Genomic DNA, 22,200 nt, shown 5'->3' with positions numbered 1-22,200 from the left:
ATTTCTGCAGCCGCACCGCGTTGGGACCAGATGATTTCGTGACCGCACAACTCCAGAGGGCCGATAGCCGGCCCGATACCAGGGCGGAGATCGTCTCCCACGAACCTGCCACCGGGGCGGAAGTCTGGCGCGGCCCGGTGGCCGACGTGGACGAGACGGTCGCGCGTGCGCGGCGCGCGTGGCCCTCGTGGGCGGCCCAGCCGCTCTCCACCCGCATGGAACTGCTGCGGCGATTCGCCAACGAAGTGCGCAAGGATGCCGAGGCGCTCGCCACCTGCATCGCCCGCGAAGTCGGCAAGCCCTTGTGGGAAGCCCGCGCCGAGGTCGATTCGGTGATCGCCAAGGTCGAGGTCTCGATCCGCTCCTACGCCGAGCGGACGGCCCAGCGTCGCCTCGATTCGGCGCTGCAGGGGGCGATGGCGGTGCGCCACAAGCCGCATGGCGTGCTGGTGGTGCTCAGCCCCTTCAATTACCCCGCGCACCTTGCCAACGCGCACATCGTACCCGCGCTGATCGCGGGCAACGCAGTGATCTTCAAGCCGAGCGAACGTGCACCCGCGACCGGCGAGATGCTGACCCGCTGCTTCCACCGCGCGGGCGTTCCGGCCGCCGCCGTCCAGTTCGCGCCCGGCGGCCCGGCCGAAGGCGCGGCTTACGTGGCGCACGAGGGGATCGACGGCGTCCTGTTCACCGGATCTGCCGCCAACGGGATCGCCATCAACCGCAGGCTGGCGGCCCGGCCGGACCGCATGGTCGCGCTGGAGATGGGCGGCAACAACGCGATGGTCGTGTGGGACACACCCAAGCTGACCGACGCCGCCGCGATCGTCGTCCAGTCTGCCTTCGCCACCAGCGGCCAGCGCTGCACCGCCGCGCGCCGCCTGATCGTGAAGGACACGATGTACGACGCGCTGATGGCCGAGGTGAAGGCGCTCGCCGACCGCCTGATCGTCGGTGCGCCCTTCGACGAGCCCGCGCCCTTCATGGGACCGGTGATCGACAATGCCGCCGCCGACGGGTTGACCGAGAGCTTCCTCTACCTGCTCAGCCACGGCGGCCGCGCGATCAAGCACCTCGTCCGCACGCACGAGACCGCGCCCTTCCTCAGCCCCGCGATCATCGACGTGACCGCGATGGCCGAGCGCCCCGACGTCGAGCTGTTCGGGCCGATCCTGCAGGTGGTCCGGGTGTCGGACTTCGATCAGGCGATCGCGCAGGCCAATGCCTCGCGCTATGGCCTCGCCGCATCGCTGGTGGGGGGCACGCCGCAGGAGTACAACCGCTTCTGGGCCAACGTGCGCGCCGGAATCGTCAACTGGAACCGGCCTACGATCGGCCCCAGCCATGCGGCGCCGATGGGCGGCGTGGGGCTTTCGGGCAATCACCGGCCGACCGGGTTCTATGCGGCGGATTACTGCGCCTATCCGGTCGCTTCGGGCGAGATGGAGCAACCGCGCGCGGTAATCGGTGTGGGGTTGCGGTAGAAGCGCCCATCACTCGTCATTGCGAGCGAAGCGAAGCAATCCAGGGCGGAGCTTAACAGCCCTGGATTGCTTCGCTTCGCTCGCAATGACGAACCGGGGAGGTACGGACTGGGTGCGTGCCTCTCACTTCCCGCTGGCAACGAGGTCCACTTCGGTCAGCCCGCTGTCCAGCTTGCGCGCGTAGACGACGTAAGCCTTGCCGCCCTTGCTCCCGCCCAGCACGCTGTCTCCACCGTCGATCTTGTACTCCGCGCCGTACCCCGCCCCCAGCGCCTTCGTATAATAGAAGCTCACCACGTCGCTGACGCTCACCGGCGTCGCGAAGTTGACCACGCGCAGCGCGCAGCCCTGACCGTCGATCCCGGCCGCTTCCTGCACCGCGGCGCGCGGATAGACCGGCAGTTCGGCGGGCAGCTTGGCCGCCCAGGTGTTGGAATACTGCACCTTGGCCGAGCAGTCCGCCTTGGCGACCTTCGCCTCCGCAGCGACTTGCGCGGCAGTGGCAGCCCCGGCGGCAAGCGCCGCGCCCCCGCCCTGCGCCGGACTGGGGGCGGGCTTGAGCGCGCCGCCGACAAGCTGCGCCGCCTGCTTCTTGGCGGCGGCGATGGCTTCGGGCGTGCGGTCCTGCGCGGGGACGGTGATCCGGCGCCCCTCGGCGGAGACAGCCGCGCCCTGATCCCCCGCCATCTCGGGATCGACCATGATCTGGTCGCCGAGCGCGCCATTGAGCGCTGGATCGGTATCGGCCGGGTCCGGCTGCTTGTCGCCCGAGCCGCAGCCTGCAAGCATCATCGTGCCCATCAGGCTCAGAACGGTCATTCGGGCCAGAGTCTTCATCGTCGCGGTTCCTTCGGGTGCGGCAGCAAGCTCCTGCTACGCGCAATAGCTTACGAAAACGCGAAAAGTCGCAAAGGTGCCAGCGGTGGAATCCCCTCGTCCCATTTCGGGATGGTCGGCGGAGCGTGGATTACGAACGCGGTTGAGGGCGCCCGCACGAATGCGGGCGCCCTCCCGCCCAAGCCGTTCAGGCCCGGACGGTTCCCCCGCAAGTCGCCGTACGTGCGGGGAAAGCTGTTCTGTCGAATGCCTTAGCGGCAGCGCGATCCGCCGCGGTCGACCTCGCGGCCGAGCAGGGCACCGGCGGCCGCACCGAGCACGGTGCCGACGGTCCGGTCGCGGCCGCCGTCGATCTCACGGCCCAGCAGCGCGCCGCCCGCACCGCCGATCAGCAGGCCGGTGGTGCCGTTGCCCCGGCGACAGTAGTAACGGCCGTCGTTGCCGCGCCACGAACTGCGGCGATAATCATCGCGATAACGGTTGTCGCGATAGCGATAGCTGTCACGATTGCCGTAGCCGCGGCGATAATCCTCGCGCGAGTAACGATAGCGATCACGGCCATGCTCGTAGGTCTGTTCGCCCGGCGCGGTGAAACCGTTGCCGTAAGGGGCGATGGCGGCCGAAGCAGGCAGTGCGACGGTCAGGCTGGCAGCGGCTGCGGCGATGGCCGAGGCCTTGAAGAATGCGTTCATCTCAACTCTCCTCTTCTAAGGAAGCGAACCGGCCATCCGAGTCGATCCGCCTTACGCATTCATTTTTAAGCCTTCGATCCTGAACGAACCGCAACGCGCCTGTCAGGATTCGATTTTGCGACGAGCCGTTGGCGCACAGGCGATGGAGCGAGTGGTTGCCCCCGTTCCGGCGCCCTTCTAAGGGGCATGCACGGCGGATACCCTCGACCGCCGGGAGAGATATGCAGCCGATGCCCGAGACAATGCCCCGCCAAATGACCCGGCAATCGCCTTCCGTTTCCGGCCTGCTTCCGGCATTCGGCGCCTACGGCATCTGGTGCCTGTTCCCGCTCTACTTCGCGCTGTTGAAGGACGTCGCGCCGTTCGAGGTGGTCGTCTGGCGCCTGATGTGCACGCTGCCGTTCTGCCTCGTCGCGGTCGCCGTGTTGCGGCAAGGCGCGGCACTTCGGGCGGCGCTCACCAACCCGCGCACCCTCGCCACGCTGGCGCTGAGCGGGTTCCTGATCGGCGCGAACTGGCTCATCTATGTCGTCGCGATCATGGAGGGCCACGTGCTCGCAGCCAGCCTGGGCTATTACATCAATCCGCTGATGAACATCCTTGCGGCGACGGTCTTCCTCAAGGAGAAGCTGACGCGGCGACAGTGGATCGCCGTGGCCCTCGCGACGATCGGCGTGGCGCTGCTGGCGAAGGGCGCTCTCGATACCTTGTGGATCAGCCTGATGCTGGCGCTGAGCTTCGCGTGCTACGGCCTGGCCCGCAAGCTCGCGCCGGTGGCCGCGCTGCCGGGCCTGACGGTCGAGACGCTGGTGCTGTTCGTGCCCGCGCTCGCCCTGATGTGGTGGCAGATGCAGGCGCCGGGCGGGCTGGCGATGGGCTCCTCGACGCGGATCAGCCTGCTGCTGCTCTGCGCCGGGCCGCTGACCGCGATTCCGCTGATGCTCTTCGCCACCGCCGCGCGCGCCCTGCCCTTCTCGGTGCTGGGCTTTATCCAGTTCGTGACGCCGACCGGGTTGTTCCTGATGAGCGTGTTCATCTTCCACGAGCCGCTGAGACCGATCCAGCTGGTCTGCTTCGCCTTCATCTGGGCGGCCGTCGGCGTATTCTGCTGGGACATCCTTTCACGCCGGACGGGAGGGTAACCCTCCGGCGCGATGGCGCCGGGGTCAGAGCGCCCCGGCGAATCGCAGCGCCTCGCCCTGTGCCTCGTTGGCGAGCTGGCCTTCCCACATCGCCGAGTGCCCGCGCACGATCGTACCGACGACGCGGCCTTCCAGTTCCATCCCTGCGAACGGCGTCCAGCCGCAGCGGCTCTCGCCCCATTCCTCGGTCACGGTGAAAGTGCCCTTGCGGTCGACCACGGTGAAGTCTGCGTCATAGCCCACCGCAATGCGGCCCTTGCCGACGAGACCGAACACCCGCTGCACGCCCGAAGAGGTCATGTCGATCAGCCGCTCTAGGGTCATGCGCCCCTTGGCGACATGGTCGAGCATCAGCGGCAGCAAGGTCTGCACCCCCGGCATGCCCGAGGGGCTGTTCGGATAGGTCTTGGCCTTTTCCTCGCGCGTGTGCGGCGCGTGGTCGGAGCCGATCACGTCGGGCACGCCCGCGCGCAGCCAGTGCCACAACCCGTCGCGGTGCGCGGCCGAGCGGACCGGCGGGTTCATCTGCGCGAACGTGCCGATCCTGGGATAGGCTTCCTCGGCCGCCAGCGTCAGGTGTTGGGGGGTCACCTCGCAGGTCGCGACATCGCGGTGCTGGGCGATCAGCTCCAGCTCGGCCGGAGTGGTGATGTGCAGGATGTGGATCGGGCGGCGCGCCTCGCGGGCAAGGCGCAGGATGCGCTTCGTCGCCAGCATCGCGCTTTCGTCGTCGCGCCATACCGGGTGGCTGGAGGGGTCGCCCTCCACCCGCAGGTCCTTGCGCGCGTTCATCCGCGCCTCGTCCTCGGCATGGATGGCGACGCGGCGACGCCCGTGGGCCAGCACGCGGGCGAGCTGCTCGTCCTCGGCCACCAGCAGGCTGCCGGTCGAGGCGCCCATGAAGATCTTGACGCCCGCCGTACCGGGAATGCGCTCGAGGTCCGCCAGCGCGACCGCATTGTCGGCCGTGGCGCCTACGTAGAACGCGTGATCGCAGTACATCCGGTGATGCGCGCGCTTCAGCTTGTCGAGGACGCGCTCCTCGGTATCGGTGTTGGGGTTGGTGTTGGGCATCTCGAACACCGCCGTGATGCCGCCCATCACCGCCGCGCGGCTGCCGGTCTCGAGGTCTTCCTTGTGCTCCAGCCCCGGCTCGCGGAAGTGGACCTGGCTGTCGATGACGCCGGGCAGCACGTCGAGCCCGGTGCAGTCGATCCGCTTCGCCGCATCGGGGTAGGAGCCGACGCCGAGGATCTTGCCGTCACGCACCGCGACATCGGCGACCACCGGGCCGCTCGGCGTATGGACGGTGCCGCCGGAAAGGACGAGTTCGGGTGCGGTTGCAGTCATCTGGGACGGCCTTTCTGCGACAATTTCACGAAGAAGGCCGACCTAGGCCCCTCTCCCGCCGCTTTCAAGGCAATCCCGTCGAGGCGGCCGGTCAGGTCCTGAGGCGGCCCGCCAGCCCCGCCAGCACCTTGTCCTGCGCATCGAGCAGCGCAGCGACTTGCGCGCGGGCGTCGGCGATGGCCTTGACCTCGGGCGATTCCTCGACCGGCGCCTTGTCGCGCGCGTCGGCATAGAGAACGTCGAGTTCGGCAAGCGCCGTCATGCCCGAGGAGCGGCTCGATTCGAGCTTCGCGAGGGCGACGCTGGCAGCGCTCCACGAATCGCTGCCAGTAGAACCTGCCGCAGCACTCGCCCGCTCAGCAGCGGGGCGATTGGACTGGAACTGTCGGTCCGACTGCTCCGCGATTTTCACGAGGCCGGCAAGGCGCGTGACGAGATCGGCGCTCGCAGGGGGCAACGCCGGAGCAGCCTGCCCCGAATCTCCGGGCGCGGCGCTGGCGGTGCCGCTGACGCGTTCGACGTCGCGCTGTGCCAGCGAGGGATAGCCACCGGAAGACGAGCAGGCCGTCATGGCGAGGGAAAGAACGCCGCACAGGATGGCGGGGGCGGTCAAACGGACTTTCGCGCGGATCATGAAGCTGCCATAGCACGGCCGACGCGAAGCGGGAGAGGCTTTGGACCGCCGAAACGGCCAAGTCCTTGCCAAGTCCTTGGTTGACACGAATCGGCCCATACCCTAACGGCACCCATCTTTCCGGCACCTCGCATCACGCGGGGCGGTCGGCACGTCGCCCGAAAAGTTCCATGGTCCTTCGGGACCTGAGCGGCCGGGGCAGGTTTGTTTCGGCTCGTTTCGGGCATTTTTGAGATTAGGTAAGGGCACCATGTTCGCAGTTGTGCGCACGGGCGGCAAGCAGTACCGGGTTGCCGCCGGAGACAAGATCGCGGTCGAGAAGCTGGCTGGTGAAGCCGGTGACAAGATCACCCTGGGTGACATCCTGCTCGCAGGCAAGGACGGCGAAGTCGCGGACATCGCGAACGTGACCGTCGCCGCCGAGATCATCGCCCAGGCGAAGAGCGAGAAGGTCGTGGTGTTCAAGAAGCGCCGCCGCCACAACTATCGCCGCAAGGCCGGCCACCGCCAGCAGATGACCCTGCTGCGCATCGTGTCCGTCGGCTGACCCCAGAATTCGGAGTAACCAGCAATGGCACATAAGAAAGCAGGCGGTTCGTCGCGTAACGGTCGCGACTCCGCAGGACGCCGCCTCGGCGTCAAGAAGTTCGGCGGTCAGGAAGTGATCGGCGGCAACATCATCGTCCGTCAGCGCGGCACCCGCGTGTACCCGGGCGTAAACGTCGGTCTTGGCAAGGACCACACCCTGTTCGCTCTCGCGGAAGGCCGCGTGCGCTTCCACGACGGCAAGCAGGGCCGCAAGTACGTCTCGGTAGACGTCATGGCGGAAGCCGCCGAGTAATCGGATGGTCTCTGTAAGGGCCATCCTGACGGGATGGCCCCGCTGATTCTCCCAGGAGAATCAGCAGAATGAGGGAGAGGGCCCCGCCCGTCTCCCTCTTTTCGTATCTCCCTCCAGCGTGTCCGGGAACCGACACGGCGACTTCGGGTTGCACCGCGCACGGTGCGGCGGCGATGGCGCGCGTCCCCTCGGATCTGTTGCGATTACCGCCTTGTAACCACGGGCGTAATTGCAGTGTCACGCCGGCCCGCTAAGCGCGCGCCGGGGGTTGGAGTAACGAAAATGTTCATTCGCAGCGAAAGGCTGTTCCTGCGCCCTGCCTGGCCGGAGGATCGCGACGAGCTGATGGCCCGGATCGGCCATGAAGCCGTCGTGAGCAACCTCGCCCGCGTGCCCTGGCCCTATACGGCCGAGGACGCCCGCGCCTTCGTCGAAAAGCCGCAGGATCACCGCCTTCCCAGCTTCCTCGTCACCGCGCCCGGTGCCGAAGGTGCCCGTATCGTCGGCGGCTGCGGCCTGTCGATGCTCGATGGCGAGGTCAACCTCGGCTACTGGATCACGCCCGACGAACAGGGACGCGGCTATGCGACCGAGGCCGCCCGCACCCTGCTGTCGCTGACCCGCGCACTCGGCCACGACCGCGTCGTGGCGCACCACTTCGTCGACAATGCCGCATCGGGCCGGGTGCTCGAGAAGGTCGGTTTCAGCCGCACAGGTCGTGTTGCCGAGCGTTTCAGCCGGGCACGGGGCTATGCCAGCCCCTCACGCGAGCACGAGATCGTGTTCGAGAGCCCGGCCGACTGCGGCGGCGGCGATTCGATGAATCGCCGATGCGCGGCCTGATCCCTCCAATTAACCACTGAAAACGGCGCTAGGGCTAATCCCCTGGCGCCGTTCTCATATCCGGTTAACCGGCGCCTGCGACGATTTCATCGCTGATCGCGAAGGATTCGCACCAAACTGCGTGCATCTGCGCCGACTTGCGTGCATGATCCGAGTCGCAGGGCACTAGCACGACGGAGAACCGTGGAATGTTCGTCCGCACGGAGAGGTTGTTTTTGAGACCGGCATGGCCGGAAGACTTCGACGATCTTGTCGAGGCTCTTTCGGACGATGACGTTCAGCGCACTGTCGGCGTGGCTCCTTTGCCCCGTTCGGCGGAGGAACTGCGCATCTATCTGGACCGGCCGCGAGATCCGCGCCTTCCCCATTTCTTCATGTATCTGCGCGCGCCCGGCGGGCCGCAACTGGTCGGAAGTATAGGGTTGGGTCGGAGCGACAGCGCGCTCGGCGCCAAGGAGATCGAGGTCGGCTACTGGATCGTCCCGAGATATCGGGGTCGCGGCTATGCCGGAGAGGCCTTGCGCGCGGTGGTTAACCAGGCGCGCTCGCTCGGCCACTTGCGGGTCATCGCCAGCCACTTCGCCGACAGCCGGGGCACGCAGCAGGTGCTGGAAAGCGCCGGCTTCCACGACACCGGGCAGGTACGGTCGCGCTACAGCGCCTCGCGGGCGATGGAGCATCCGGCGCGCATCTACGTCGCCGATCTCGACCGGCGCCTGAGCCCGCGCATGGAAATGGCCGGAGCCGCCTGACAGGCTGCTCCGGTGCGTTGCCTCAGGCTTCTGCGGCAATCCACTTGGGCATGACGTCGGCCGGGATGTCCTCCACCCGCAAGTGGTCCACCGCGAGCCCCAGTTCGGGGTAGGCGGCGCGGCGGCGCTTGTCGTCCGAACGGGCCAGCGGCACCACCACGAGGCGGCGGTTGACCTTCTGGCGCCAGTTCATGCGCGCGGTGTTCTCCTGCCCGACGTAGCAGCCCTTGGTGAAGCTGACGCCGTGTAGGTCCGCCGCGTTGCATTCGAGCCAGAGCGTTTCACCATCGCCCAGTTCCGCACGCCCTTCGGGCACCCGAAGCGCCAGACGGTGGGCACGCCAGGCGGCGTCTGCGCCGGTCTCTTCCTCGGCCGGATCGGTGGCATCCACCACCGCGACCCAGCGCTCGCCAAGGGCATGGAGGCGCGGGTCCGGAGCGGCGCCGTCGCCCGTGTGCGGACGCCAGTGCACGGCGAGCCGGTCGTCGCGGGCAATGTCGATCGCCTTGCGCAGCCGGTACATCGACAGGCGCTTCACCAGCGCGTCGGCGACTTCGGCCTCGCAGTCGATGAGCAGCCCCTTGCCGCCCGGCCAGACGATGAAGTCGAACAGCGCCTTGCCCTGCGGCGTCAGCAGTCCCGTCCAGACCGGCAGGGTTCCGGCCACGTCCGAGGTCACGAGACCCTGCAGGAAATCGACGACGTTCTCATTCGAATCGGGGCGCGGGGACAGCCGGATCACGGCGCGGTCGAACAGGCGGGTAGCGGTCATGCGCCCTAAGTGGAGTAGCCCGAACCGCCCCGCAAGACCCTCACTTGGTCGATGGACATTTCGCGAGACGTTCGCGCATTTCGTCGAGCACCCAGACGGCGGCGGGGCCGGGCCGGCTGTCCTTGCGCCACAGCGCCACGAGCGCGTAATCGAGCGCGGACCGCTCGGGCAGCTTCAGTTCCACGAGTGTGCCTGCCTCGAGGTCCGCCCTCACGGCATGGCGCGGCATCGAGCCCCAGCCGATGCCCTCCTTGAGCAGCGCATGTTTGGCGCCGAGGTCCGCCAGACGCCACGAGCGCGGGCTGAACACGGAGAAATCGCGCCCCTCCGTCAGCGGCGAACGGTCGGTCAGGACAAGTTGCAGGTGCTTGCGCGTCTCGCCCGGCTCGATCCGCTCGAACTTGGCGAGGGCGTGGTCGGGGGCGGCGACGGGAACCATCTCGACCGAGCCGATCGTCTCGCGCTCGATCTCCGCAAGGTCCATGATGTCCGGCCCGGCGATACCCAGCGTCGCGCGCCCGTCGAGCACCAGCGCGGCGACAGCGCCCAGCGCCTCAATGTGGAGGCGCAGCGGAACCGTCGGAAAACGCACCTGAAAGTCGCGCAACAGGCGGGCGAGCACGTTGCCCGGCACCATCACGTCCACCGCCAGCGACAGCTCCGCCTCCAGCCCCTGCCGCAGACTGCGGACCTTGGCGAGCAGGGCGTCGACGTCGTCGGAGATCGCGTGCGCCTCGGACAACAGCGCGCGACCGGCCTCGGTCAACTGCGGACGGCGCGAGCCTTCGCGGTCGAACAGGCGCACGTCGAGCTGGCTTTCGAGCTGGGCGATGGCGTAGCTGACCACCGAAATCGCGCGGCCAAGTCGCCTGGCGGCTGCATTGAAACTGCCCTCTTCCACCACGGCCAGAAAGCACCGCAAGTGATCGAGACTGGGCGAAACGACGTCGACCATTCAACTTTCCTGAATAATTCAGCCGAGTTTATCACAATTTCGCGATAGCCACGCAAGGGCTACATGGCACTCAACAGGGCCTTAACGGCACCTAACGCATACAAAGGAGTGCCCCATGATCGAACTGCGTCCCTTCGAGAGCATCGGCGCCGCCAATCACGGATGGCTCGATGCCCGCCACCATTTCTCCTTCGCCGACTACCATGATCCGGCGCGCACCAACTGGGGGCGCCTGCGGGTCTGGAACGACGACACCATCGCCGCCAGGTCCGGCTTCCCGCCGCACCCGCACCGCGACATGGAGATCGTCACTTATGTCCGCACCGGCGCGATCACGCACAAGGACAGCCTGGGCAACACCGGCCGCACCGGCGCGGGCGACGTCCAGGTTATGAGCGCCGGCACCGGCATCCAGCACTCGGAGTACAACCTCGAGGACGAGGCGACGACGCTGTTCCAGATCTGGATCATCCCAGACCGCCGCGGCGAGCAGCCGAGCTGGGGCGCCCGTCCTTTCCCCAAGGAGGACCGTTCGGGCCAGTTCGTGACCTTGGCAAGCGGCATCGCCGGGGACGACGACGCCCTCCACATCAACGCCGAGGCGCGCGTGCTGGGCGCGACGGTGAAGGCGGGCGACACGGTGACTTACGCCACCGACGCCGCGCGCCACAGCTACCTCGTCCCCGCCACCGGCCGCATCCGGGTCGGTGACGTGGAAGCCAATGCCCGCGACGGCGTGGCCATCACTGGGCTCGACACGATCACCGTGACCGCTCTCGAAGACGCGGAACTGGTGCTGGTGGACGCAGCCTGACATAGCGCGGGGGGGTGATTCGAAAGGATTGCCCCCCTGCTTGCGCACTCTCCCTAAGCCCTTAGCAGACAAGGACATATTTCGATGACCGGACGTATCGCCAATCCCAAGATCGAGAAGCTCATCGTCGACCGCTGGAGCCCCCGCGCCTTCGACGGCAGCGAGATGCCGCAGGAAGACCTCGACGCGATCCTCGAAGCCGGTGGCTGGGCGCCCTCGGCCTACAACGTGCAGCCCTGGACCTTCCTCTACGCCAAGAAGGGCGACGCGAACTGGGACCTGTTCCTGTCGGGCCTGATCGACTTCAACGCCGGCTGGGCCAAGGAAGCCTCGGCGATCGTCTATGTCGTCTCCGACAAGTTCATGCGCTCGGACAAGGGCAACTCCGAAAACCACAGCCACAGCTTCGACGCTGGCGCCGCCTGGGTGCTCGCCGCGATCCAGGCACAGGCGCTGGGCTACCACACCCATGGCATGACCGGCCTGAAGTTCGGCGAGGCCGAAGCCGCGCTCGGCATCCCGGAAGACCATCGCCTCGAAGCCGCCTTCGCCATCGGCAAGCAGGGTGACAAGTCGGTCCTGCCCGACTTCCTGCAGTCGCGCGAAGTCGCCAGCGACCGCAAGCCGCTGGCCGAGATCGCCAAGGCCGGCAAGTTCGCCTGATCCTTTCGGCGCCCGCACCCCCTCCCCCCTCCAGTGCGGGCGCCCATCGGCCCGGTCCTCCCAACGGAGGGCCGGGCTTTTTGATTCGCCCGCCAAGACGCGATGGCATGTGATCAAACCCACCCTTCGTCATTGCGAGCGCAGCGAAGCAATCCAGGGCGGTGCAGTGCTGCCCTGGATTGCTTCGCTGCGCTCGCAATGACGGATGAGGGGAGACAGGCGGCTCTCACTCACATCCAGTCTCATCGCGCCCTGATCTTCCCGCCGCCCTGAAATCGCCTTGATCGCATGGCCTCCTGCTCTCCATGCCGATCGCCGACCTCCCGCCCGAACCGCCCGCGATCGCAGCGCCGCTGTTCGACCTTGCGCAGATGCCGCAGGACGGGACGGTCGATCTCCATGCCGTCAAGCCGCGCTGCCCGGTCGGCCGCCCCGGAGAAATCGTCGTCTGCGCGACCAACCCGGAAAAGGAGCGCCTGCGTCCGCTTCCCGATACTTACGAGACGCCGGACGGCCTGCCCCGCGCGCAGATGGGCCTGAGCGAAAACTCCTCGCTCGGCGTCGAGCTTGATTCCGCGACGCTGGGCAGCGGCCAAGTCAGCAACCGGGCGATGGTGCGCTACAAGCTGAAGTTCTGATAGCCCGCCTATCGCAATGCGAGGCAAATCCGGGCTCGTCACCCGCACCGCTCTGCGCCATAGCGCCGCCATGGTCCGGCACATTCATTCCCTGCGCCTCCACGCCCTCGGCCGTCTGGGCTGGGCGCGCGGCGCGATCGGCGCGGCGCTGGGGATCGCGCTTTCCGGCTTCGCGACATGGGCCCTGCTCGGCGGGCATCAGGCCCACGCCCTGCCCTTCCTCGTCGCGCCGCTGGGCGCCTCGGCGGTGCTGGTGTTCTGCGTTCCGGCGAGCCCTCTCGCGCAGCCGTGGTCGGTGATCGGCGGAGACCTGCTCTCGGCCGCGATCGGCATTTCGATCGGGCACCTGATCGGCAATCCGTGGCTGGGCGGGAGCATCGCGGTGGGGCTTGCCATCGCGGCGATGTCGGTGGCCCGCTGCCTCCATCCGCCGGGCGGTGCCTGCGCCCTGCTCTGCGCGCTCGGCGCGGGCGGGCAGGTGCCGTGGGACGCGACGCTGATGATCCCGATCGGCGCCAACGTGCTGGTGCTGTGCAGCTTCGGCTGGCTCTACAACAACTTCACCGGTCACGCCTGGCCGCATGTCGCGCCGCCCCCGCCGATTCCCGTCTCCACGCGTGAGGACGTCGTCGCGGTGCTGGAGGAATGGGACGAAGTGCTCGACGTGGACGTCGATGATCTCGACGCCTTCGTGCAGGCGGTGCTGCGACGCCGGGCGTCCTGACGCGAAAAGTCCCACCCCCCGGCCAGAAGGGTGGGACTCCCCGAACTTTCCGACGCAGTCTGCCTGAAGGGCTCCCAGCCCGGTGAACCAGATTCAGGCAGGCCCCGCGTCAGGTGAAGGCGACGATGATCGCGACCGCCAGGCCCCAGCACAGGATCAGCACGGGTAGCGTGAGAACCTGGACGGCCGCTTCGCCCGCCGTGAGCCTTCCGTTCAGAGTGTCGATGCCGCGTGCGGCAAGCTGGCCCCATGTTGGCGCGGCGGCATCGTTGTGGGGTTTCATCTTCACCCAGTGCCCGGCCAGCCCGAACGCCATGAGAACCAACCCGGCGAAGATGACCATCGGGATGGCCAGTTCCGGGTTCATGAACGTGGCGGCCATGACACCGATGAAGGCGAGGTAGAGCGCGACCGTGGCGACATAGAAGCCGGTCGGCAGGCCGAAGCTGCGGTCAACTCCAAAATGCATTGGCGTGCGGGCGGGAACGGCCGTGACCGTAGCCAGACCCTGAAGCTGCTGCCGGGTAAGACGTTGGGACATGATGCTGATCTCCTTGGGTGATCGGCATATGCGCGCCTTCGCGCCATGATTCGTTGATGCGGGTCAAAACCCCCGCCGGAGAGAAGAAATTTCGTCGTCCTGGACTTTATCCGGGACGACGGGGTCACCAGCGCGCGATATCCTCGAAGTCCTGCTCCCGCGGTTCGATCCAGCGCCATTGGCCGCCGGTCTTCTCGCGCTTCCAGAACCACGATTCGCTCTTGAGGTGGTCCATCGCGAAGTCCGCCGCCGCAAAGGCATCGCGCCGGTGCCGGGCAGCGGCGGCAACAAGCACGATCGGCTCGGCCGGGAGCATCACCCCGCTGCGGTGGATCACCAGCAGCCCGTCAAGCGCCCAGCGCCCGCGCACGCGCGTCGCCAGATCTTGCATCGCGGGCAGCGTCAGCGGGTCATAGTGCCGCAGTTCCAGCGCCTCGCAGCCCGCGCCCTCACGCACTTGCCCAAGGAAGCTGACGATCCCGCCCGCTTGCGGGTGCGCGGCGGTGAAGGCGCTCAGTTCCGCTGCCGGATCGAAGCCGGACGTCAGCAGGCGAACGTCGGACATGTCAGCCACCCGAAACCGGCGGCAGGAAGGCCAGTTCGTCGCCCTCTGCCAGCACCACGCCGCCCTTTTCGGCGATCAGCGCGCCGTTGAGCGCGACTTTCACCCGCACTCCGGCGACGGTCTCGACCAGATCGGGCGTGTAATGCTCCTCCAGATGCGCCAGCAGAGCGGCCCAGCCGAGCGGTACATCGACGCTGATGCCATCCGTCCCCGCCAGCTCCTCAAGCCGTCCGAGGAACACCAGTTTCGCGCTCATATCACCCACCCGTCATCGACATGTGCCGCGCCAGCGCAGGCGCCTCGCCGCGTCCGTCGATCGCGAAGTGATGGCGCTCAGGCTTGATCCGCATCGCCGTGTCCAGCGCCGCCGACAAGGCGCCTTGCGGATCGTCCGAACGCAGCGCCGCGCGCAGGTCCACCTGCTCATTGCCGCCGAGGCACGCATAGAGCTGCCCCGTCGCGGTGACGCGGATGCGGTTGCAGCCCTCGCAGAAGTTGTTTGTCAGCGGGCTGATCAGGCCGAGCCGTCCGCCGGTTTCCGCGACGTCCCAGTAACGCGCCGGGCCGCCGGTGCGGTGCCCGCTCGGCGTCAGGGTCCAGCGCCGGGCCAGATCCTCCTGCACCGCGACGAGCGGCAGGTAGTGGTCGAAGCGGTCTTCCTCCACTTCGCCCAGCGGCATGACCTCGATCAGCGTCGCCTCGAAGCCCTGCGCGTGCGCCCAGGCGACGATATCGGCGATCTCGTGCTCGTTGATGCCCTTGAGCGCCACAGTGTTGAGCTTGACCTTCAGGCCCGCCGCCTTCGCCGCCGCCAGCCCCTCCAGCACCTGCGGCAGCGAATCGCGCCGGGTCAGCCGCGCGAAAGCCTCGCGGTCGAGGGTATCGAGCGAAACGTTGATCCGCCGCACCCCCGCCGCGCGCAGATCGTCGGCGAATTCGGCAAGGCGGGTGCCGTTGGTGGTGAGGGTCAGCTCTTCCAGCCCACCCTGCCCGTCAGCCGCGCCGATCCGGCGGCCGAGCGCCCGGACGAGGTCGATCATGTCGCGCCGGACCAGCGGTTCGCCGCCGGTCAGCCGCAATTTGGTGATACCGCGTGCGATGAAGCCGAGGGCAAGGTCGTGCATCTCGTCGAGCGTCAGCACGTCCTTCTTGGGAAGGAACGTCATCCGCTCCGGCATGCAGTAGGCGCAGCGCAAGTCGCAGCGGTCGGTCACCGACAGGCGCAGGTACGTGATCCTGCGCTGGAACTGGTCGACGAGGGGCTGCGGCGTGCTCATTCGGACGGATATAGCACTCCGCCCGCGCCCTTGCCATTGAGCGGTAGTAATTGTCCCGTCACACCGCCTGCACCATCGAGCCAGCGTTGCGCCGCCGCCACAGCCTCCCGCCCACCTGCTCCGGCGTCGCTCTCGACGGCATTGACCCGCGAAGGTGCGAAGCGGCGGGCAAGGCCCTGCACGGCGGCAAGGCGCCAGGCGCGATGCTCGTGATTCGCGGGCAGGAAAACCAGCGTCAGCGGATCGGCGCCGCCCGACAGCGTCGCCTCGATCCCGGGCAGCAGGCGGGCATGGAAATCGGCCGCAGCCTCGAGCGCGTCGTCCGACAGCGGCCCGAGATGGAGCAACTCGTTCAACGACGTTCCCGCGTCAGGGTCATGCCGATCAGTTCGTTGACCTCGGTGAGCGCCAGCTTGACGATCTTCACCGTCACCGCCTCGACCCGCTCGTCCTGCAGGAACAGCGTCTCACAGACGTGATCGGCGACCGCCTCGATCAGCTTGAAGTGGACGCCCTGTGGCAGCGCCTCCGACGCCGCGAACTTGAGGTCCATGTAGTTCTTGCTCGCCGTCAGCGGCGTGTCGGGGGCGTAGTGGTCCGCGGGCCGCAGCTTCACCGTGATGGTGAAACGCAGGGGCTGCGGCTTGCCGGTTTCCTCCGAGTAGATGCCGGTGAGGACATCCTGCTCGAAATCGGCGACTTCAAGGATCAGCGAATCGGCCATGATGTGGGCGCCTTTAGGGGATGGCGGCGCGGATGGGAATGCCCACCCCGTCCGGCTAGGCCCTGCGGGCCAAGCCTCCCGGCCCTCCCGCATGCAGGAGGGCGAAGGGCTTTGCTCTCATTCCCCTCCCGCCTGCGGGAGGGGGCAGGGGTGGGCCTTACGCCGGGTTCGACCAGCGCGCGAAGATCGCGGTCGGCAGCAACCGCCCCTCGCCATCTTCCCGCACCGACAGGTCGCCATGCTCGATCTTCCCGGGAAGTCCGGCGAACAGCTCGTCCATCAGCCCGGCCAGCGCCAGCGAAGACATGCGCACCGCATAGACCGTCAGGAACAGGAACCGGCTGTCGGCATCGAGCAGCTTGCGGCAATCGGCGAGAAGCCCCGGAAGGTGCTCTTCCAGACGCCAGGTCTCGCCGGTGGGGCCGCGCCCGAACTTGGGCGGGTCGAGGATGATGCCGTCGTAACGCTTCTCACGCCGGACTTCGCGCGCGGCGAACTTGGCCGCGTCGTCGATCATCCAGCGCACCGGGCGGTCCTGCAGCCCCGCCAGAGCGGCGTTCTCGCGCGCCTGCGCGACGGACTTCTTGGACGCATCCACATGCGTCACCGGGCCATGGGCCGACAGCGCAAGAGTGCCGACGCCGGTATAGCCGAACAGGTTCATCGTGCTGGCATCGGTGCGCCCGGCCAGCATCCCGCGCATCCAGTCCCACACCGGCGCCATGTCCGGGAAGAAGCCGAGATGACGGAACGGGGTGCACTGCGCGGTGAACGAAACTTCGTTCCACGCCAGCGGCCAGCCATCGCGCGGCACGGCCTTGTCGAACTGCCAGCGGCCACCGCCGTCCTCGTCCGAACCAGGCACGAACTCGCCATGGGCGTCCCAATGCTCGCTCCGCGGAGTCCACATCGCCTGCGGTTCGGGGCGCACGAAGCGGTAGTCGCCGTAGCGCTCCAGCTTGCGTCCGTGGCCCGAATCGACGAGGCCGTAATCCGCCCAACCCTCTCCGGCGAGGATCAGCGGCTCTGTGACAAGCTCAGCCATCAGACTTTCGGGCTGGCGTGCGCCGCCACGAATTCGGTCACGGCCTCGAAGGTGCCGGGCAGCGTTTCGTACTTTTCCTCACGCTCGAACAGGTCGCCCACGCGGGTCGGCAGGGTCGGGCGCTGGCCGGTGGCGCGCTCGACGGCCTCGGGGAACTTGGCGGGGTGCGCGGTCGCCAGCGTGACGACCGGCACGCTCGCGTCGATGCCCGCCGTGCGCGCGGCGAAAAGACCGCAGGCGGTGTGCGGGTCGATCAGTTCGCCGGTCGCCTCGTAGGCCCTGCGGATGGTCGAGGCCATCTCGTCGGCATCGGCACGGGCCGACGAGAACAGCGCCGAGGCGCCCTCACGCTGCGCGTTGGTCAGTTGCATCGCCTTCGTCGATTCGAACCCGGCCATCTGCTCGGCCAGAGCCTTGCCGTCGCGCCCCCCGAGGTCGAACAGCAGGCGCTCGAAATTCGAGGACACCTGAATGTCCATCGACGGCGCAGCGGTCGGCGTCACCGTCCCCTGCGAGTAATCGCCCTCGGCCAGCGCGCGGTGAAGGATGTCGTTCACGTTGGTCGCGACGATCAGCCTCTCGACCGGCAGACCCATCTGCGCCGCCACATAGCCCGCGAAAACGTCGCCGAAGTTGCCCGTCGGCACCGAGAACGCCACCTTGCGATGCGGCGCGCCAAGCTGCAGCCCGGCCGCGAAGTAGTACACGACCTGCGCCATCAGGCGCGCCCAGTTGATCGAGTTCACCGCGCCGATGGCGAAGCGGTCGGTCATACCCTTGTCATTGAACACGCGCTTCACGATCGCCTGCGCGTCGTCGAAGTTGGCGTGCTCCAGCGCGATGTTGTGCACGTTGGGCGCCAGCACCGTCGTCATCTGGCGGCGCTGCACGTCCGAAACGCGGCCCTTGGGGTGGAGCATGAAGATGTCCACCTTCGCACGCCCCGCAACCGCGTCAATCGCCGCAGACCCGGTATCGCCCGAGGTCGCACCCACGATCGTCAGGTTGCGATCCGAACGGCCAAGGAACTCCTCGAACAACAGGCCCAGCAACTGCAGCGCCACGTCCTTGAACGCCAGCGTCGGGCCGTGGAACAGCTCAAGCAACCACTGCTGCGAATCGAGCTGCTTGAGCGGCGTTACGCCGTCATGCGCGAAACGGCCGTAAGCTGCCGTGGTCAGCTCCAGCAGGCGCTCTTCGGTGAGGCTGCCCGCGACGAACGGCGCCATGACCTTGGCGGCCAGCTCGGCATAAGGAAGCCCCGCCCAGCTCGCGATTTCCTCGGCCGAGAAACGCGGCCACTCACGCGGAACGTAAAGGCCACCATCCGATGCGAGGCCGGCAAGCGTCGCGCCTTCGAAATCAAGCGCCGGAGCGCTGCCGCGGGTGCTGATATAGTCCATCGGGCGCGGTTAGCCGTGAAGGCGGGAAATGAAAAGAGCGTGAAGGGTGTGAAGAAGGAAAGAAATGAATCTGGGGCCATCGCCCCAGACCCCTTAACCGTCGAGGTGACGCGCGCAGCCTCCTCCCGCGCCCACGATGAGCCGGGAGACAAAACAGCCTGCGGCGCAATGTGTGGCTGAGGCTGCTGCGCGCCCGACGACGACGGTATGGGGGTCTGGGGCGCCAAAGGTATATGGGGGGCCCCAGGACTTCCTACTTCCTCTTCCTGAGCGCCAGAAAGTAGATAACCAACGCCGTAGCCGCGAAGAAGAACCACTGCCCCGCATACGACAAGTGGTTGTTCGGCAGATCCGCCGGATCAGGGATCGCGTTTTCCTCCAGTCCGCCAACCGCAGGCATCGCCACAAGACGCGGGCCGGGGGCGATCATGCCGGTGACGTCTCGGCCCTGCCATGCTCCAGCGTTGGGCTGGAGCGACCATCCCATCACCACCAGCGCCCTGCCACCGCCCGGCAGCGTGCATTCGGCGGTCTGGGCCACGCCGGGCTCCCCTTTGGCGTTGCTTCCGGCGATGCTGCTGCGGTCGCCTACGCCCGCGCAGACGAGATGGGCGCGGCGATAGAGCAGGTCCTTGCCGACGCCTCGGGATGTCCACTCGACGGGCGCGGGGTTCTTCTGCGCGGCGGCGTAGTGGGCCAGCAGCGCTTCCTTTTCATGGAGGCGGCGCAGTTGCCAAAAGCCCATCGCGATCATCACCGCCACGGCGGCAAGGACGATGAGGGTCGCGAAGACGGGGATGCGGCGCATGTCAGGTCCTGATGCGAAAAAGGCAGCCGAAGCGGTCTTCGGCTGCCTTTTCGGAATGAACGATCTGTTCGATCAGTGCGTGGGCCAATTAATGCGTGGGATAGCCCCAGCCGCCCCAGATGTAGACCGCGACGAAGAGGAACAGCCACACCACGTCGACGAAGTGCCAGTACCATGCCGCCGCTTCGAAGCCGAAGTGCTGGCGGGGCGTGAAGTCGCCGTTGTAGGTGCGCTTGAGGCAGACGATCAGCATGATCGTGCCGACGATCACGTGGAAGCCGTGGAAGCCGGTCGCCATGTAGAAGGCCGAGCTGTAGGTGTTGCCGCCGAAGCCGAACGGGGCATGCATGTACTCGTAGGCCTGAATGCACGAGAACAGCGCGCCGAGCAGGATCGTCGCCCACAGGCCCTTCTTGAGCCCTTCACGATCGCCGTGGATCAGCGAGTGGTGCGCCCAGGTGACGGTAGTGCCCGAGCACAGCAGGATCAGCGTGTTGAGCAGCGGCAGGGCGAAGGGGTCCATGACCGCCTCGATCGCCTTGGGCGGCCACTGCCCGCCGATGACGTCCGCCAGTTCGGAGGGGAACAGCGAGAAGTCGAAGAAGGCCCAGAACCAGCCGACGAAGAACATCACTTCCGAAGCGATGAACAGGATCATGCCGTAGCGCTGGTGCAGCTGGACGACGGGCGTGTGATCGCCCGCGTGCGCCTCGTTGACGATCTTGGAGAACCACATGAACATCGAGGCCAGCAGGATCGCGAGCCCGGCCCAGGGCACGAAATGGCCGCCGGGCATCTTGTGCATGAACAGCACCATGCCGGTGGTGAAGGTGAAGGCGCCGATGGTCGTCGCCAGAGGCGCGATGTCGGGCGGAAGAATGTGGTAATCGTGGTTCTTCGTACCTGCCATGGTGCCTTCGTCCCCGTTCATCCAATCTCGTGTGCCGTCTGCCGCCCTGTTTTATCATGGCCGACGGTTCTTGGTACTTCGCTTAACTGCCCGTGCGCGGATGGTCCAGTGCCTTTGCGTCCTCCACCCGCGTGACGTGGAAGGTATAGCTCAGCGTGATCTGCTGCACGTCCTTGTTGTCCGGGTCGGTCAGGATCGCCGGATCGACGTAATAGAGCACCGGCATGCGCACTTCCTCGCCGGGCTTCAGCGTCTGCTCGGTGAAGCAGAAGCACTGGATCTTGTTGAAGTAGCGCGCGGCCTGTTCGGGCTCGACGTTGAAGCTGGCGGTGCCGGTGACGGTCTTGTCGCTGTCGTTCTTGGCCCAGAACAGCGCCATGTCGCGGGCGCCGATTGATACCGTGTCGGTGCGCTGGAGCGGCTTGAACTGCCAAGGCATGTTGCGCTCGACATTGGCGTCGAAGCGGATCGATATCGTCCGGCCGCTGTCCTTGACGGTGGCCGCCTTGGCCTCGTCCGCGCGCTGGGTGGTGCCGCCGTAGCCGGTCACCTGACAGAAGATGCGGTAGAGCGGCACCGACGCGAACCCGAGGCCGAGCATTGCCAAGGCCGCCGAAGCGGCCGTCAGCGCGACCTTGCGGTTGGAGCGGGGTTCGCCCTTCCCCGCCATCAGCCCATCTTCACGATGGAGATGCAGAACACCAGCACCACGAAGGCCGCGAGGCTGAGGCCGAGGGCGCGGTTACGGCTGCGACGGATCTGTTCGATGGTCTTCTCGGTCATGGAACGTCCTCAAAGCGGAATGTAGCGATCGACCACGAGCGCGGCGAACAGGGCGAAAAGGTAGAGCACCGAGTAGGCGAACAGCTGCTTCTCGGGCTTCATGGCATCGTCATCGCCGCTGCGCGTGCGCAGGCCGACGCGGATCGAGAGGGCGAGGAACACCGTGGAGAGCGCCAGCGCCGAGATGCCGTAGATCGCGCCCGCGTGTTCCTTGCCCGGCAGCCACCATGGCAGCGCGCTGAGCGGCAGCAGCAGCACGGCGTAGGCGAGGATCTGGCGGCGGGTCGAGCGTTCGCCCGCGACGACCGGCATCATCGGGATGCCGACCTTGGCGTATTCGGTCTTCACGAAAAGCGCGAGCGCCCAGAAGTGCGGCGGCGTCCAGAAGAAGATGATCGCGAAGAGCACGACCGGCATCGTCGAGATGTGGCCGGTCGCGGCGATCCAGCCGATCAGCGGTGGGAACGCGCCCGCGCCGCCGCCGATGACGATGTTCTGCGGCGTGCGCGGCTTCAGCCAGATCGTGTAGATCACGGCGTAGTAGACGATCGAGATCGCGAGGATCGCGGCAGCCAGCCAGCTGATCGCGAAGCCCATCAGGAACACCGATGCGGCGCACAGGATACCCGCGAAGTCGCGCGCGGTGGTACGGTCGAGCCGTCCTTGCGGCAACGGGCGCTTGGCGGTGCGCTTCATTCCGGCGTCGATGTCCGCCTCCCACCACTGGTTGAGCGCGGCCGCACCGCCTGCGCCCATGGCGATGCACAGGATGGCGGTGAAGCCGAGGACGGGGTGGATGCTTTCGGGCGCGGCGAGCAGGCCACACAGGCCGGTGAAGATCACCAGGCTCATCACGCGCGGCTTGGTCAGCGCGATCAGGTCGCGCCAATCGGCAGGTGCCGAAGTGGTGGCAGGAATCGAATTCGTGGGGGTCATGATGGGCCGCCCATACACCCGGGGACCGATTCAGGCGAGTGCCAGAACGTCTCAGCCCCATCCGGTG

At 67.2% G+C, this 22,200-nt stretch carries 29 protein-coding genes; 10 read left to right on the top strand and 19 right to left on the bottom strand.

The window, feature by feature from the left end; all coding sequences use genetic code 11:
* Nucleotides 1-38: 38 nt before the first annotated feature.
* On the top strand, nucleotides 39-1,484 hold the full coding sequence (locus PKE80_RS00825) for a succinylglutamate-semialdehyde dehydrogenase (RefSeq protein ID WP_036525909.1): 1,446 nt from the start codon (nucleotides 39-41) through the stop codon (nucleotides 1,482-1,484).
* 123 nt (nucleotides 1,485-1,607) lie between these two features.
* On the opposite strand, the gene PKE80_RS00820 is transcribed toward PKE80_RS00825, so the two are convergent.
* Complete coding sequence (locus tag PKE80_RS00820; RefSeq protein ID WP_271180872.1) at nucleotides 1,608-2,321, bottom strand: hypothetical protein; 714 nt, start codon at nucleotides 2,319-2,321, stop codon at nucleotides 1,608-1,610.
* 251 nt (nucleotides 2,322-2,572) lie between these two features.
* Entirely contained in the window at nucleotides 2,573-3,013 is a 441-nt protein-coding gene (locus PKE80_RS00815; protein WP_271180871.1) for a glycine zipper 2TM domain-containing protein, read from the bottom strand.
* Between the two features lie 254 nt (nucleotides 3,014-3,267).
* Between PKE80_RS00815 and rarD the strand changes: the two genes are divergently transcribed.
* On the top strand, nucleotides 3,268-4,155 hold the full coding sequence (gene rarD / locus PKE80_RS00810) for an EamA family transporter RarD (protein WP_271180870.1): 888 nt from the start codon (nucleotides 3,268-3,270) through the stop codon (nucleotides 4,153-4,155).
* Between the two features lie 24 nt (nucleotides 4,156-4,179).
* On the opposite strand, the gene PKE80_RS00805 is transcribed toward rarD, so the two are convergent.
* Nucleotides 4,180-5,505 (bottom strand): dihydroorotase, encoded by a 1,326-nt coding sequence (locus tag PKE80_RS00805; RefSeq protein ID WP_271180869.1) that lies wholly within the window; start codon nucleotides 5,503-5,505, stop codon nucleotides 4,180-4,182.
* A 91-nt stretch (nucleotides 5,506-5,596) separates the two neighbouring features.
* Nucleotides 5,597-6,139: a hypothetical protein gene (locus tag PKE80_RS00800; protein ID WP_271180868.1), complete on the bottom strand. Its 543-nt coding sequence runs from the start codon at nucleotides 6,137-6,139 to the stop codon at nucleotides 5,597-5,599.
* A 250-nt stretch (nucleotides 6,140-6,389) separates the two neighbouring features.
* Between PKE80_RS00800 and rplU the strand changes: the two genes are divergently transcribed.
* From rplU to PKE80_RS00780, 4 genes are all read left to right on the top strand, one after another.
* Nucleotides 6,390-6,686: a 50S ribosomal protein L21 gene (rplU, locus tag PKE80_RS00795; RefSeq protein WP_008828935.1), complete on the top strand. Its 297-nt coding sequence runs from the start codon at nucleotides 6,390-6,392 to the stop codon at nucleotides 6,684-6,686.
* A 24-nt stretch (nucleotides 6,687-6,710) separates the two neighbouring features.
* Nucleotides 6,711-6,980 carry a 50S ribosomal protein L27 gene (gene rpmA, locus PKE80_RS00790; protein ID WP_008828936.1) on the top strand — a complete coding sequence of 90 codons (270 nt, stop codon included), beginning with the start codon at nucleotides 6,711-6,713 and terminating at the stop codon, nucleotides 6,978-6,980.
* Nucleotides 6,981-7,262: 282 nt separating this feature from the next.
* Entirely contained in the window at nucleotides 7,263-7,823 is a 561-nt protein-coding gene (locus tag PKE80_RS00785; protein ID WP_271180867.1) for a GNAT family N-acetyltransferase, read from the top strand.
* A 188-nt stretch (nucleotides 7,824-8,011) separates the two neighbouring features.
* Entirely contained in the window at nucleotides 8,012-8,575 is a 564-nt protein-coding gene (locus tag PKE80_RS00780; protein ID WP_008830645.1) for a GNAT family N-acetyltransferase, read from the top strand.
* Nucleotides 8,576-8,597: 22 nt separating this feature from the next.
* Here PKE80_RS00780 and ygfZ read toward each other — a convergent pair whose 3' ends face one another.
* Together ygfZ and PKE80_RS00770 are read right to left on the bottom strand one after the other, a co-directional pair.
* Nucleotides 8,598-9,347: a CAF17-like 4Fe-4S cluster assembly/insertion protein YgfZ gene (gene ygfZ / locus PKE80_RS00775; RefSeq protein WP_211149554.1), complete on the bottom strand. Its 750-nt coding sequence runs from the start codon at nucleotides 9,345-9,347 to the stop codon at nucleotides 8,598-8,600.
* Between the two features lie 40 nt (nucleotides 9,348-9,387).
* A complete protein-coding gene (locus tag PKE80_RS00770) occupies nucleotides 9,388-10,302 on the bottom strand; it encodes a LysR family transcriptional regulator (RefSeq protein ID WP_271180866.1) in 915 nt (304 codons plus the stop codon).
* Between the two features lie 115 nt (nucleotides 10,303-10,417).
* On the opposite strand from PKE80_RS00770, the gene PKE80_RS00765 reads away from it, so the two are divergent.
* The 4 genes from PKE80_RS00765 to PKE80_RS00750 all read left to right on the top strand — a co-directional run bounded on the left by PKE80_RS00765 (nucleotide 10,418) and on the right by PKE80_RS00750 (nucleotide 13,141).
* The gene (locus tag PKE80_RS00765; RefSeq protein WP_008830642.1) at nucleotides 10,418-11,116 is read left to right on the top strand and encodes a pirin family protein; all 699 of its coding nucleotides are present in this window, start codon (nucleotides 10,418-10,420) and stop codon (nucleotides 11,114-11,116) included.
* An 84-nt stretch (nucleotides 11,117-11,200) separates the two neighbouring features.
* Nucleotides 11,201-11,779 carry a nitroreductase family protein gene (locus tag PKE80_RS00760; protein WP_271180865.1) on the top strand — a complete coding sequence of 193 codons (579 nt, stop codon included), beginning with the start codon at nucleotides 11,201-11,203 and terminating at the stop codon, nucleotides 11,777-11,779.
* A 305-nt stretch (nucleotides 11,780-12,084) separates the two neighbouring features.
* The gene (locus tag PKE80_RS00755; RefSeq protein ID WP_069708871.1) at nucleotides 12,085-12,417 is read left to right on the top strand and encodes a hypothetical protein; all 333 of its coding nucleotides are present in this window, start codon (nucleotides 12,085-12,087) and stop codon (nucleotides 12,415-12,417) included.
* Between the two features lie 16 nt (nucleotides 12,418-12,433).
* Entirely contained in the window at nucleotides 12,434-13,141 is a 708-nt protein-coding gene (locus tag PKE80_RS00750) for an HPP family protein (RefSeq protein WP_248005723.1), read from the top strand.
* Nucleotides 13,142-13,250: 109 nt separating this feature from the next.
* Here the strand turns inward: PKE80_RS00750 and PKE80_RS00745 are convergent, their stop codons facing one another.
* From PKE80_RS00745 to PKE80_RS00690, 13 genes are all read right to left on the bottom strand, one after another.
* Nucleotides 13,251-13,682, bottom strand: coding sequence for a hypothetical protein (locus PKE80_RS00745; RefSeq protein WP_271180864.1), 432 nt, complete (start codon nucleotides 13,680-13,682; stop codon nucleotides 13,251-13,253).
* Between the two features lie 124 nt (nucleotides 13,683-13,806).
* Nucleotides 13,807-14,247 carry a molybdenum cofactor biosynthesis protein MoaE gene (locus tag PKE80_RS00740; RefSeq protein WP_271180863.1) on the bottom strand — a complete coding sequence of 147 codons (441 nt, stop codon included), beginning with the start codon at nucleotides 14,245-14,247 and terminating at the stop codon, nucleotides 13,807-13,809.
* Between the two features lies 1 nt (nucleotide 14,248).
* A complete protein-coding gene (locus PKE80_RS00735) occupies nucleotides 14,249-14,503 on the bottom strand; it encodes a MoaD/ThiS family protein (RefSeq protein WP_271180862.1) in 255 nt (84 codons plus the stop codon).
* Nucleotide 14,504: 1 nt separating this feature from the next.
* Nucleotides 14,505-15,524 carry a GTP 3',8-cyclase MoaA gene (gene moaA, locus PKE80_RS00730; protein ID WP_271180861.1) on the bottom strand — a complete coding sequence of 340 codons (1,020 nt, stop codon included), beginning with the start codon at nucleotides 15,522-15,524 and terminating at the stop codon, nucleotides 14,505-14,507.
* A complete protein-coding gene (locus tag PKE80_RS00725) occupies nucleotides 15,521-15,880 on the bottom strand; it encodes a Rossmann fold domain-containing protein (RefSeq protein ID WP_008830634.1) in 360 nt (119 codons plus the stop codon). Before PKE80_RS00725 ends, moaA begins: the two co-directional genes overlap by 4 nt.
* Nucleotides 15,877-16,248 carry a dihydroneopterin aldolase gene (locus tag PKE80_RS00720; protein WP_008830633.1) on the bottom strand — a complete coding sequence of 124 codons (372 nt, stop codon included), beginning with the start codon at nucleotides 16,246-16,248 and terminating at the stop codon, nucleotides 15,877-15,879. Before PKE80_RS00720 ends, PKE80_RS00725 begins: the two co-directional genes overlap by 4 nt.
* A gap of 157 nt (nucleotides 16,249-16,405) precedes the next feature.
* Nucleotides 16,406-17,293: a class I SAM-dependent methyltransferase gene (locus PKE80_RS00715; RefSeq protein ID WP_069708866.1), complete on the bottom strand. Its 888-nt coding sequence runs from the start codon at nucleotides 17,291-17,293 to the stop codon at nucleotides 16,406-16,408.
* Nucleotides 17,293-18,696 (bottom strand): threonine synthase, encoded by a 1,404-nt coding sequence (gene thrC, locus PKE80_RS00710; RefSeq protein ID WP_271180860.1) that lies wholly within the window; start codon nucleotides 18,694-18,696, stop codon nucleotides 17,293-17,295. The genes PKE80_RS00715 and thrC overlap by 1 nt, the downstream gene beginning before the upstream one ends.
* A 253-nt stretch (nucleotides 18,697-18,949) precedes the next feature.
* Entirely contained in the window at nucleotides 18,950-19,504 is a 555-nt protein-coding gene (locus PKE80_RS00705) for an SURF1 family cytochrome oxidase biogenesis protein (RefSeq protein ID WP_271180859.1), read from the bottom strand.
* 88 nt (nucleotides 19,505-19,592) lie between these two features.
* Nucleotides 19,593-20,414, bottom strand: coding sequence for a cytochrome c oxidase subunit 3 (locus PKE80_RS00700; protein WP_008831555.1), 822 nt, complete (start codon nucleotides 20,412-20,414; stop codon nucleotides 19,593-19,595).
* An 82-nt stretch (nucleotides 20,415-20,496) separates the two neighbouring features.
* Nucleotides 20,497-21,084 carry a cytochrome c oxidase assembly protein gene (locus PKE80_RS00695; RefSeq protein WP_008831554.1) on the bottom strand — a complete coding sequence of 196 codons (588 nt, stop codon included), beginning with the start codon at nucleotides 21,082-21,084 and terminating at the stop codon, nucleotides 20,497-20,499.
* Nucleotides 21,084-21,197, bottom strand: a complete 114-nt coding sequence (locus PKE80_RS25415) for a cytochrome c oxidase system small membrane protein (protein WP_488168474.1) — start codon at nucleotides 21,195-21,197, stop codon at nucleotides 21,084-21,086. Before PKE80_RS25415 ends, PKE80_RS00695 begins: the two co-directional genes overlap by 1 nt.
* A 9-nt stretch (nucleotides 21,198-21,206) precedes the next feature.
* Nucleotides 21,207-22,133: a heme o synthase gene (locus PKE80_RS00690; protein WP_271180858.1), complete on the bottom strand. Its 927-nt coding sequence runs from the start codon at nucleotides 22,131-22,133 to the stop codon at nucleotides 21,207-21,209.
* Nucleotides 22,134-22,200: the final 67 nt, after the last annotated feature.

The organism is Novosphingobium resinovorum, assembly GCF_027922145.1.
Lineage (GTDB): Bacteria > Pseudomonadota > Alphaproteobacteria > Sphingomonadales > Sphingomonadaceae > Novosphingobium > Novosphingobium resinovorum.
This window is presented reverse-complemented; position numbering and strand designations above follow the sequence as displayed.

Coding starts and splice junctions, on each gene's coding strand:
- PKE80_RS00820 (WP_271180872.1), bottom strand. CDS start 2,321: ATGAAGACTCTGGCCCGAATGACCGTTCTGAGCCTGATGGGCACGATG.
- PKE80_RS00815 (WP_271180871.1), bottom strand. CDS start 3,013: ATGAACGCATTCTTCAAGGCCTCGGCCATCGCCGCAGCCGCTGCCAGC.
- rarD (WP_271180870.1), top strand. CDS start 3,268: ATGACCCGGCAATCGCCTTCCGTTTCCGGCCTGCTTCCGGCATTCGGC.
- PKE80_RS00805 (WP_271180869.1), bottom strand. CDS start 5,505: ATGACTGCAACCGCACCCGAACTCGTCCTTTCCGGCGGCACCGTCCAT.
- PKE80_RS00800 (WP_271180868.1), bottom strand. CDS start 6,139: ATGATCCGCGCGAAAGTCCGTTTGACCGCCCCCGCCATCCTGTGCGGC.
- rplU (WP_008828935.1), top strand. CDS start 6,390: ATGTTCGCAGTTGTGCGCACGGGCGGCAAGCAGTACCGGGTTGCCGCC.
- rpmA (WP_008828936.1), top strand. CDS start 6,711: ATGGCACATAAGAAAGCAGGCGGTTCGTCGCGTAACGGTCGCGACTCC.
- PKE80_RS00785 (WP_271180867.1), top strand. CDS start 7,263: ATGTTCATTCGCAGCGAAAGGCTGTTCCTGCGCCCTGCCTGGCCGGAG.
- PKE80_RS00780 (WP_008830645.1), top strand. CDS start 8,012: ATGTTCGTCCGCACGGAGAGGTTGTTTTTGAGACCGGCATGGCCGGAA.
- ygfZ (WP_211149554.1), bottom strand. CDS start 9,347: ATGACCGCTACCCGCCTGTTCGACCGCGCCGTGATCCGGCTGTCCCCG.
- PKE80_RS00770 (WP_271180866.1), bottom strand. CDS start 10,302: ATGGTCGACGTCGTTTCGCCCAGTCTCGATCACTTGCGGTGCTTTCTG.
- PKE80_RS00765 (WP_008830642.1), top strand. CDS start 10,418: ATGATCGAACTGCGTCCCTTCGAGAGCATCGGCGCCGCCAATCACGGA.
- PKE80_RS00760 (WP_271180865.1), top strand. CDS start 11,201: ATGACCGGACGTATCGCCAATCCCAAGATCGAGAAGCTCATCGTCGAC.
- PKE80_RS00755 (WP_069708871.1), top strand. CDS start 12,085: ATGCCGATCGCCGACCTCCCGCCCGAACCGCCCGCGATCGCAGCGCCG.
- PKE80_RS00750 (WP_248005723.1), top strand. CDS start 12,434: ATGCGAGGCAAATCCGGGCTCGTCACCCGCACCGCTCTGCGCCATAGC.
- PKE80_RS00745 (WP_271180864.1), bottom strand. CDS start 13,682: ATGTCCCAACGTCTTACCCGGCAGCAGCTTCAGGGTCTGGCTACGGTC.
- PKE80_RS00740 (WP_271180863.1), bottom strand. CDS start 14,247: ATGTCCGACGTTCGCCTGCTGACGTCCGGCTTCGATCCGGCAGCGGAA.
- PKE80_RS00735 (WP_271180862.1), bottom strand. CDS start 14,503: ATGAGCGCGAAACTGGTGTTCCTCGGACGGCTTGAGGAGCTGGCGGGG.
- moaA (WP_271180861.1), bottom strand. CDS start 15,524: ATGAGCACGCCGCAGCCCCTCGTCGACCAGTTCCAGCGCAGGATCACG.
- PKE80_RS00720 (WP_008830633.1), bottom strand. CDS start 16,248: ATGGCCGATTCGCTGATCCTTGAAGTCGCCGATTTCGAGCAGGATGTC.
- PKE80_RS00715 (WP_069708866.1), bottom strand. CDS start 17,293: ATGGCTGAGCTTGTCACAGAGCCGCTGATCCTCGCCGGAGAGGGTTGG.
- thrC (WP_271180860.1), bottom strand. CDS start 18,696: ATGGACTATATCAGCACCCGCGGCAGCGCTCCGGCGCTTGATTTCGAA.
- PKE80_RS00705 (WP_271180859.1), bottom strand. CDS start 19,504: ATGCGCCGCATCCCCGTCTTCGCGACCCTCATCGTCCTTGCCGCCGTG.
- PKE80_RS00700 (WP_008831555.1), bottom strand. CDS start 20,414: ATGGCAGGTACGAAGAACCACGATTACCACATTCTTCCGCCCGACATC.
- PKE80_RS00695 (WP_008831554.1), bottom strand. CDS start 21,084: ATGGCGGGGAAGGGCGAACCCCGCTCCAACCGCAAGGTCGCGCTGACG.
- PKE80_RS25415 (WP_488168474.1), bottom strand. CDS start 21,197: ATGACCGAGAAGACCATCGAACAGATCCGTCGCAGCCGTAACCGCGCC.
- PKE80_RS00690 (WP_271180858.1), bottom strand. CDS start 22,133: ATGACCCCCACGAATTCGATTCCTGCCACCACTTCGGCACCTGCCGAT.